The sequence below is a fragment of the [Clostridium] ultunense DSM 10521 genome (assembly GCF_000511955.1).
Classification (GTDB): domain Bacteria; phylum Bacillota; class Clostridia; order Tissierellales; family Tepidimicrobiaceae; genus Schnuerera; species Schnuerera ultunensis.
Window position 1 is genome coordinate 174,824 of the sequence record NZ_AZSU01000006.1, and the last position, 8,952, is coordinate 183,775.

Below are 8,952 nucleotides of genomic sequence, written 5' to 3' on the forward strand. Positions count from 1 at the left end.
TAACCTTATTAATGCAAATAATGAAAATTAATATAGGAGGAAAAAATGTTAAAGATATTAAAAGAACTCAAGCCATTTACCATACTAATATTTATCATAATAGGGTTACTCTTTCTTCAAGCAATGACAGAACTAGCCCTACCTGATTATATGTCCAATATAGTTAATGTAGGCATACAACAGAGTGGAATTGAAAATGCAGTTCCTAAAGTGATAAAAGAAGAGGGTATGGCTAAAATAAAAATATTTTTAGACGAAAATCAAAAGAATTTTATAGATGAGAGCTATAAATTAATAGGTAAGGAAAATTTAACAGATGAAGAATATAATAAGTATTTCAATGAATATCCAGCTTTAGAAGAAGAAAATCTATATATTTTAAATACTTCTTCTAAAGAAGATATTGAATATATAGATTCTTTTTTAGGTAAATTTATGTTTATTGTATTAAATATAGAAAAAGGTGCATCCCAAGGAATCATACCAAATCTTCCAGAAGGAACAGACCCTTTTATAGCCTTTAATAATTTATCTAAAGACCAAATTGATTTAGTAAAAAACAAAATTGATGAGGAATTTAAAAATATACCAGATAGTATGATAGAACAATCTGCTATAAATTATATAAAATCCCAATATGAATCTATTGGTGTTAATATTGGCAAAACTCAATCCAACTATATTTTATATACAGGAGGAATAATGCTGCTTATTGCACTGCTAAGTATGGCAGCGTCTATACTTGTAGGATTTTTATCTGCCAGAGTTTCAGCTTCCTTTGGAAGAAATTTGAGAGATAAAGTATTTATAAAGGTTACTTCATTTTCAAATGCAGAATTTGACAAATTCTCCACAGCTTCTTTAATTACAAGAAGTACAAATGATATACAACAAATACAAATGTTTATAGTTATGCTTTTAAGAATGGTGTTTTATGCTCCTATTTTAGGAGTAGGTGGAGTTATAAGGGCTTTAGACACCAATGTTTCTATGGCATGGATAGTCGGTGTAGGTGTGATAGCAATACTAACTCTCGTTATAGTACTATTTTCTATAGCTACACCTAAATTTAAGAGGGTACAAAGACTTGTTGATAAAGTTAATCTTGTAATGAGAGAGGCCCTTAATGGAATGATGGTTATAAGGGCTTTTAATACTCAAAAATTTGAAGAGAAAAAATTTGATAAAGCCAATAGGGATTTAACTAAAACTAATCTATTTGTATCTAGGTTAATGGTTACAATGATGCCCACTATGATGTTGATTATGAATGGTATTACATTACTTATAGTTTGGATAGGAGCTCATGAAATAGACAAAGGCTTTATCCAGGTTGGGGATATGATGGCCTTTATGCAATACGCTATGCAGATAATTATGTCCTTTCTCATTATTTCAATGATTTCCATAATACTTCCTAGAGCTTCTGTATCAGCCCAAAGGATAGTGGAAGTTTTAGATGCAGGTGTGACAATTAAGGATACAGAAACAGCTAAGGAATATAAGAAGAGTGGAAAAGGATTATTAAAATTTAAAAATGTTAGCTTTAAATACCCTGGAGCAGAAGAATATGTTCTTGAAGACATATCATTTACTGCAAGGCCAGGAGAAACTACTGCTTTCATTGGAAGTACAGGAAGTGGAAAATCTACTCTTATTAATTTAATACCTAGATTTTATGATGTTACGGAAGGACAAATTACCCTTGATGGAATAGATATAAGGGATATAAAACTTCACGATTTAAGGGAGAAAATTGGATATGTGCCTCAAAAGAGTGTATTATTTTCAGGAAATATTGAAAGCAATCTAAGGTATGGAAAGAATTTTGATGCTAAGGATGAAGATATAATAAAGGCTATAGAAATAGCTCAAGCAAAGGGGTTTGTAGAAGAGAAAGAGAAAGGAATTTTATCTGAAATATCCCAAGGAGGTACTAATGTTTCGGGAGGACAGAGACAAAGGCTTTCTATTGCTAGGGCATTGGTTAAAAAACCAGAGGTATTTATATTTGATGACAGTTTTTCAGCTCTGGATTTTAAAACTGATGCAGCTTTAAGAAGGGCTATGAATAAAGAAATAGAGGGTAGGACGGTGCTTATAGTAGCTCAAAGGATTAATACTATAAAGAATGCTGAGAAGATTATCGTTTTAGATAGAGGAAGGATAGTAGGCATGGGTACCCATAAGGAACTTCTAGAGAATTCTGATGTTTATAGACAAATTGCCCTATCACAACTATCAGAGGAGGAACTTGCAATATGAGTGAAAGAAAGATTCAAGATCATAGAAGAGGACCTAAGGGTCCTATGAGAGGGATGGGAAGGTTTGATAAACCTAAAAATTTTAGAGAAACTTTTAGGAAACTTCTCAATTATTTAAGACCCTATAGAATAAAACTTATTGTAGTAATAGTCTTTGCAATAGGAAGCGCAGCCTTTTCAATAGTAGGTCCTAAAATACTTGGTAAAGGGACTACCAAGATATTTGAAGGTCTTGTAGGAAAGGTATCTGGCATTCCCGGCTCTGGTATAGATTTTCAATATATAGGAAATATTATTTCAATCCTTATAGGACTTTATTTAATCAGTGCTTTATTTTCCTATATTCAGGGATTCATAGTTACTGGAGTAGCCCAAAGGATATCCTATAATTTAAGAAAGGAAATATCCAAGAAAATAAACAGGCTGCCCCTTAAATATTTTGACACAAATACTCACGGTGATGTATTATCTAGGGTTACCAATGATGTGGATACGGTAAGTCAAACATTAAACCAAAGTATGAGTCAGATTATAACCTCTGCTACCACTTTAATAGGGGTACTTATTATGATGATATCTATAAGTATCAGAATGACTATTGCAGCCCTTTTGATATTACCTATTTCAATGTTCTTAGTTTTAAGTATAGTTAAAAGATCCCAAAAATACTTTAAAGTTCAGCAAGAATCATTAGGACGGGTAAATGGTCATATAGAGGAAGTATACGGTGGGCATAATATAATGAAGGCCTTTAATGCAGAGGAAACAGAAATTGAAGAATTTAGAGGGATCAATGGAGATCTTTATAATTCAGCTTGGAAGGCTCAATTCTTATCAGGGATGATGCATCCTATTATGATGTTTATAGGTAATCTGGGTTATGTTGTAGTATCTATTCTTGGAGGATGGCTTGCCATTAGGGGGGCTATAGAAGTAGGGGATATTCTTTCTTTTATTCAATATATAAGGAGCTTTACTCAACCTATAGCTCAAGTAGCCCAAATAAGTAATGTACTACAATCTACTGTGGCTGCAGCTGAGAGGGTATTTGAATTTTTAGAAGAAGATGAAGAAATTGAAGAGAGCGAAACTCCCGTAAAATTGAAGAACATAGAGGGAAGGGTTAAATTTGAAAATGTGATATTTGGATATGATGAAGATAAAATAATCATTAAGAATTTTTCTGCTAATATTGAACCAGGTCAGAAGGTTGCAATAGTTGGACCTACAGGGGCAGGAAAAACTACAATAGTTAAACTTCTCATGCGCTTCTATGAATTAAATGAAGGTAGAATATTAGTTGATGGACAGGATATAAAGGATTTTACTAGAGAAGATTTAAGAAATAATTTTGGAATGGTTTTACAGGATACATGGCTTTTTTCTGGTACTATAATGGAGAATATTAGGTATGGAAGATTAGATGCAACAGATGATGAGGTTATAAATGCAGCAAAACTAGCCTATGCTCATAGGTTTATTCAAACCTTACCAAATGGATATAATATGGTAATAAATGAAGAGGCAGACAATATATCTCAAGGACAAAAACAATTACTAACCATTGCTAGGGCTATTCTCTCAGACCCTAAAATATTAATATTAGATGAAGCCACATCCTCTGTAGATACAAGGACGGAAATACTCATACAAAAAGCTATGGAAAACTTAATGAAAGGAAGAACCTCCTTTGTAATCGCCCATAGGCTTTCGACTATAAGAGATGCAGATTTAATCCTTGTGATGAGGGATGGAGATATAATAGAACAAGGTAACCATAAAGAACTTTTAGATAAAAATGGATTCTATGCAGAACTTTATAATAGCCAGTTTGAAGAACCGGAAGCATCTTAAAACACTAGAGTTGGTAACGATTGTTACCGACTTTTTTGTTATTTAAGACTATAATAAATATATTAGTAACGGCATCTATATAAGGAGGAATTGATAGTGAATAAATATTTTAATATAAAAGATAAAGTTTATGATATAACGGAAAAATATCCAGAAACCATAGATGTATTTGTTACCCATGGTTTTACTCAATTAGCCAATGAAAAGATGAGAAAACTAATGGGAAAAACTATTTCATTAGAAATGGCATTGAAAAGTAAAAGGGTTAATGTAGATTTATTTACTGAAAAATTAATAGAGGTAATTGAACAGAATAGAAACTTCATAGATGAAACTTTAACTTTAGAAAATAAAAAAGAAGAGGCTGATGTAAAAATAGATGGAGTCCTTCCCTGCCCTGTAAGGATACCTTTAATGGATGCCTTTAACGAATGGATGGAAGAGGAAGGAAGTAAATTAGGTATGACTGTAGATTATGAATTAAAAGCAGCTTCAGCAGGAGTAGATTGGTTGAAAGAAGAAATAGAAAAAGCAGAAACAGAAAAAGAATTATCAGATTTATTCATATCTGCAGGATTCGATCTATTCTTTGAAAACAGATTAATGGGGAAATTCAAATCTAAAGGAACCTTTGAAGATATAACAGGATTTGAACAATTAAATGAAGATTTCCAAAATGAAGATATAAATTTACAAGATCCAGATAAAGAGTATTCCATTATAGGAGTAGTTCCTGCAGTATTTCTAGTAAATATGGAAGAATTAAAAGATCAAAAGGCTCCTACGAGTTGGGAAGATATATTAAAACCGGAATTTGAGAATAGAGTAAGTTTGCCAATTGGAGATTTTGATTTATTTAATGCTATTTTATTAAATATATATAAAAGATATGGAGAAGATGGAATAAAAAAATTAGGGAAATCCTTGTCTAAAGGGATGCATCCTTCAGAAATGGTAAAATCCCATATGAAAATAGAAAGATCAGCAATTACCATAATGCCTTATTTCTTTACTAAGATGACTAAAAAAGATGGACCTATGAAGGCAATTTGGCCAAAGGATGGTGCTATTGTAAGTCCTATATTTTTATTATCAAAAAGATCTAAAAAAGATAAATTGAAACCCTTTGTAAATCTATTTGCTTCCAAGGAAGTAGGAGAAATTCTATCTCACAATGGAAGATTTCCAAGTACTAACCCAGAAGTAGACAATCAGATACCAAAGGATCAAAAATACATGTGGCTCGGTTGGGATTATATAAAAGAAAATGATATTGGAAGATCAATCAAAGAATGCGAAAGAATATTTAATGAATCAATTTAGGAGGAATATATATGAATTTAGTTACGGTTTCAGGTCCTCCTTCATCAGGGAAGACCTCTATTATATTAAAAGTAATAGAAGCATTGAAACGAAGGGATATTACTGTAGGAGTAGTTAAATTTGATTGTCTCTATACAGATGATGATATTTTATATGAAAAAGCAGGTGTTCCTGTAAAAAAAGGTTTATCTGGTTCTCTCTGTCCAGATCATTTCTTCGTATCCAATATTGAAGAGGTGATACATTGGGGAATAAAGGAAAATTTAGATCTTTTAATTACTGAATCTGCAGGATTATGTAATAGATGTTCGCCTTATATTAAAGATATAAGATCCATCTGTGTAATAGATAATCTATCCGGCATAAATACACCTAAAAAAATTGGACCTATGCTTAAATCGGCAGATATTGTAGTTATTACTAAGGGGGATATAGTGTCCCAAGCGGAAAGGGAAGTTTTCTCCTCTAGAGTAAATTCTGTAAACCCAAGGGCTATGACTATGCATATAAACGGATTAACTGGTCAAGGAGCCTTTGAACTTAGTACCTTACTATATGGAGAAGATGAAAATATAGAAACAGTTCAAGGAAAACAACTTAGGTTTCCTATGCCTTCTGCTTTATGTTCTTATTGTTTAGGAGAAACTAGAATAGGAGAAGACTATCAAATGGGGAATGTAAGAAAGATAAAACTAGGTGATGAAGATGAATAATATATTAGATACTATGACAATAAAAGAATTACAACAAAAATACCCCTTTATTATAAATTATTTTGAGGAAAATAGATTAGATATAGAAGGATATGAAGATAAAACCTTTGAAGAATATCTAAATCATTTTACTGAAGAGGAAAAAGAAGAATGGGCTATTGATACTAGAAAATTAATAGAAGATTTATCCTCATATATTATACAAATGGTAGAATTTTTAGGGTTGGAAGACGAAGCTGGAATAGAATCCTTATCCATAATAGCTGGTACTGATAAAAATGGGAACAAGGAAGGATTTGAAAAGTTGACAATTTATAAATCGGAGATAGTGTCCATAGTAGGGCCTACAGGTTCTGGTAAAAGTAGACTTTTAGCTGATATAGAGTGGACTGCACAAGAAGATACGCCTACGGGAAGGACAATCCTTATAAATAATGAAGTTCCAGATATGAAATGGAGATTTTCATCTAATAACAAACTAGTGGCTCAATTATCTCAAAATATGAATTTTGTAATGGATTTAACTGTAGAAGAATTTTTAGAACTCCATGCTGAAAGCAGAATGGTAGAAGATGTAGATAGAGTAGTAAAAGAGATAATAGAAGAGGCTAATAATCTAGCAGGTGAAGAATTTAAATTAACTACGCCCATAACTAGCCTTAGCGGTGGACAATCTAGAGCCTTGATGATAGCCGATACTGCAATTTTAAGTTCTTCACCTATAGTTTTAATAGATGAAATTGAAAATGCGGGAATTGATAGGAAGAAGGCATTAAATCTATTGGTAAGTAGTGACAAGATTGTCCTAATGGCAACTCATGACCCTATTTTAGCTCTTATGGCAGACAAAAGAATTGTAATAAAAAATGGTGGAATAGATAAGGTCATTGAGACCAGTGAAGAAGAAAAGGAAGTATTAGCAGAATTAGAAAAGATGGATCACATAATGCAAAATATGAGAAATGATCTGAGAAATGGTTTGTCAATTAATAATGATAAATATTATCAATTATTTTTCGTTTTGTAACATAGGTTACCGAAATAGTAGGGATTGTATATTAAAATAGATTCATCAACAATAAACAAGGGGGTTAATAATATGTCTATGTTTTGTTATCAATGTCAAGAAACAGCTGGAGGAAAGGGCTGTACAAAAGTGGGAGTCTGTGGTAAAACAGCAGATTTAGCCAATTTACAAGACTTGATGATTTATACCTTAAAAGGTATTTCAAAATTAGGAGTTAAAGCAGATGAAATAGGATATGAAGTAGAAGGTCTAGATAGATTTATCATGGATGGTCTATTTATGACAATTACAAATGCAAACTTCGATAAAGAGAGATTTTTAGCAAAGATTAAGGAAGGGCTTAAGATAAGGGATGAGCTAAAAGCAAACTTAAGGGAAAAAGGAGTAAACTTAGATGATTTGAAAGATGCTGCTACTTTTTCAGTGAACTCTGATGATGATATAGTATATAAAGCAAATAACGATAAAGATAGAGTAGGAGTATTAGCTACAAAAGATGAAGATATTCGTTCATTAAGAGAGCTTATTACTTACGGATTAAAAGGTATGGCTGCCTATGCAGAACATGCAGATAACCTAGGATATAATGACCCAGAGATTGCTAAATTCATGAGAAAAACTTTAGCAGCTACAATGGATGATAGTTTAACTGTAGATGATTTAGTGGCTTTAACTTTAAAAACAGGAGAATATGGAGTTAAAGTAATGGCATTGTTAGATGAAGCCAATACTTCAACCTATGGAAACCCAGAAATAACGGAAGTAAATATAGGAGTAAGAAATAACCCTGCAATTCTTGTCTCAGGACATGATTTAAAGGATTTTGAAGAGCTATTGAAACAAACAGAAGGAACAGGAGTAGACGTGTATACCCATAGTGAAATGTTACCAGCAAACTATTATCCAGCATTCAAAAAATACGACCATTTTGTTGGAAACTATGGTAATGCTTGGTGGAAACAAAAAGAAGAATTTGAAAAGTTCAATGGAGCAATACTATTTACAACTAACTGTATAGTACCACCAAAGGAATCCTATGCAGATAGAGTATATACTACAGGTTCCACTGGATACCCTGGATTTAAACATATTCCAGACAGAGTAGATGGGCAACCTAAAGATTTCTCAGAAATTATAGAACATGCTAAGAGATTGCCAGCACCTACTGAAATAGAAAGAGGAACAATCGTTGGAGGATTTGCTCATGCTCAAGTATTTGCTTTAGCTGACAAGATAGTAGATGCAGTAAAGTCAGGAGCTATTAAGAAATTCTTCGTAATGGCAGGCTGTGATGGAAGAATGAAATCAAGAAACTACTATACAGATTTTGCAGCTGCTCTTCCAAAAGATACAGTAATATTAACTGCAGGATGTGCTAAATATAAATACAATAAATTGAATTTAGGAGACATTGGAGGAATTCCAAGAGTATTAGATGCAGGACAATGTAACGACTCTTATTCATTAGCAGTTATAGCGTTAAAATTAAAAGAAATCTTTGAACTAAATGACATAAACGAACTACCAATTGCATATAATATTGCTTGGTATGAACAAAAAGCGGTAATAGTATTATTAGCTTTATTGTCCTTAGGGGTAAAGAATATCCACCTAGGACCAACACTACCAGCTTTCCTATCACCAAATGTGGCTAATGTACTGGTAGAAAACTTTGGAATTGGAACGATTTCAAATGTCGAAGATGATATAAAGATGTTTATGGAAGCTTAATCTATAAAACCCCATCTATAGTAAGTAATAAGTAATAGGG

At 32.4% G+C, this 8,952-nt stretch carries 6 protein-coding genes; all 6 read left to right on the top strand.

From position 1 onward, the window contains the following. The first annotated feature begins 45 nt into the window (after positions 1 to 45). Positions 46 to 2,265: an ABC transporter ATP-binding protein gene (locus CUL_RS0113955; RefSeq protein ID WP_005585601.1), complete on the top strand. Its 2,220-nt coding sequence runs from the start codon at positions 46 to 48 to the stop codon at positions 2,263 to 2,265. Beyond that, entirely contained in the window at positions 2,262 to 4,118 is a 1,857-nt protein-coding gene (locus CUL_RS0113960) for an ABC transporter ATP-binding protein (protein ID WP_005585602.1), read from the top strand. The genes CUL_RS0113955 and CUL_RS0113960 overlap by 4 nt, the downstream gene beginning before the upstream one ends. A 96-nt stretch (positions 4,119 to 4,214) precedes the next feature. Beyond that, a complete protein-coding gene (locus CUL_RS17500) occupies positions 4,215 to 5,441 on the top strand; it encodes an ABC transporter substrate-binding protein (RefSeq protein WP_005585603.1) in 1,227 nt (408 codons plus the stop codon). 11 nt (positions 5,442 to 5,452) lie between these two features. Continuing rightward, the gene (locus CUL_RS0113970) at positions 5,453 to 6,154 is read left to right on the top strand and encodes a GTP-binding protein (RefSeq protein ID WP_005585604.1); all 702 of its coding nucleotides are present in this window, start codon (positions 5,453 to 5,455) and stop codon (positions 6,152 to 6,154) included. After that, positions 6,147 to 7,181: an ATP-binding cassette domain-containing protein gene (locus CUL_RS0113975; RefSeq protein WP_005585605.1), complete on the top strand. Its 1,035-nt coding sequence runs from the start codon at positions 6,147 to 6,149 to the stop codon at positions 7,179 to 7,181. The genes CUL_RS0113970 and CUL_RS0113975 overlap by 8 nt, the downstream gene beginning before the upstream one ends. 72 nt (positions 7,182 to 7,253) lie before the next feature. Then, complete coding sequence (gene hcp, locus CUL_RS0113980) at positions 7,254 to 8,912, top strand: hydroxylamine reductase (RefSeq protein ID WP_025642290.1); 1,659 nt, start codon at positions 7,254 to 7,256, stop codon at positions 8,910 to 8,912. The last annotated feature ends 40 nt before the right edge of the window (positions 8,913 to 8,952 follow it).

Excerpts from the sequence above, each read along its gene's own strand:
- CUL_RS0113955 (WP_005585601.1), top strand. The coding sequence starts at position 46 with ATGTTAAAGATATTAAAAGAACTCAAGCCATTTACCATACTAATATTT.
- CUL_RS0113960 (WP_005585602.1), top strand. The coding sequence starts at position 2,262 with ATGAGTGAAAGAAAGATTCAAGATCATAGAAGAGGACCTAAGGGTCCT.
- CUL_RS0113970 (WP_005585604.1), top strand. The coding sequence starts at position 5,453 with ATGAATTTAGTTACGGTTTCAGGTCCTCCTTCATCAGGGAAGACCTCT.
- CUL_RS0113975 (WP_005585605.1), top strand. The coding sequence starts at position 6,147 with ATGAATAATATATTAGATACTATGACAATAAAAGAATTACAACAAAAA.
- hcp (WP_025642290.1), top strand. The coding sequence starts at position 7,254 with ATGTCTATGTTTTGTTATCAATGTCAAGAAACAGCTGGAGGAAAGGGC.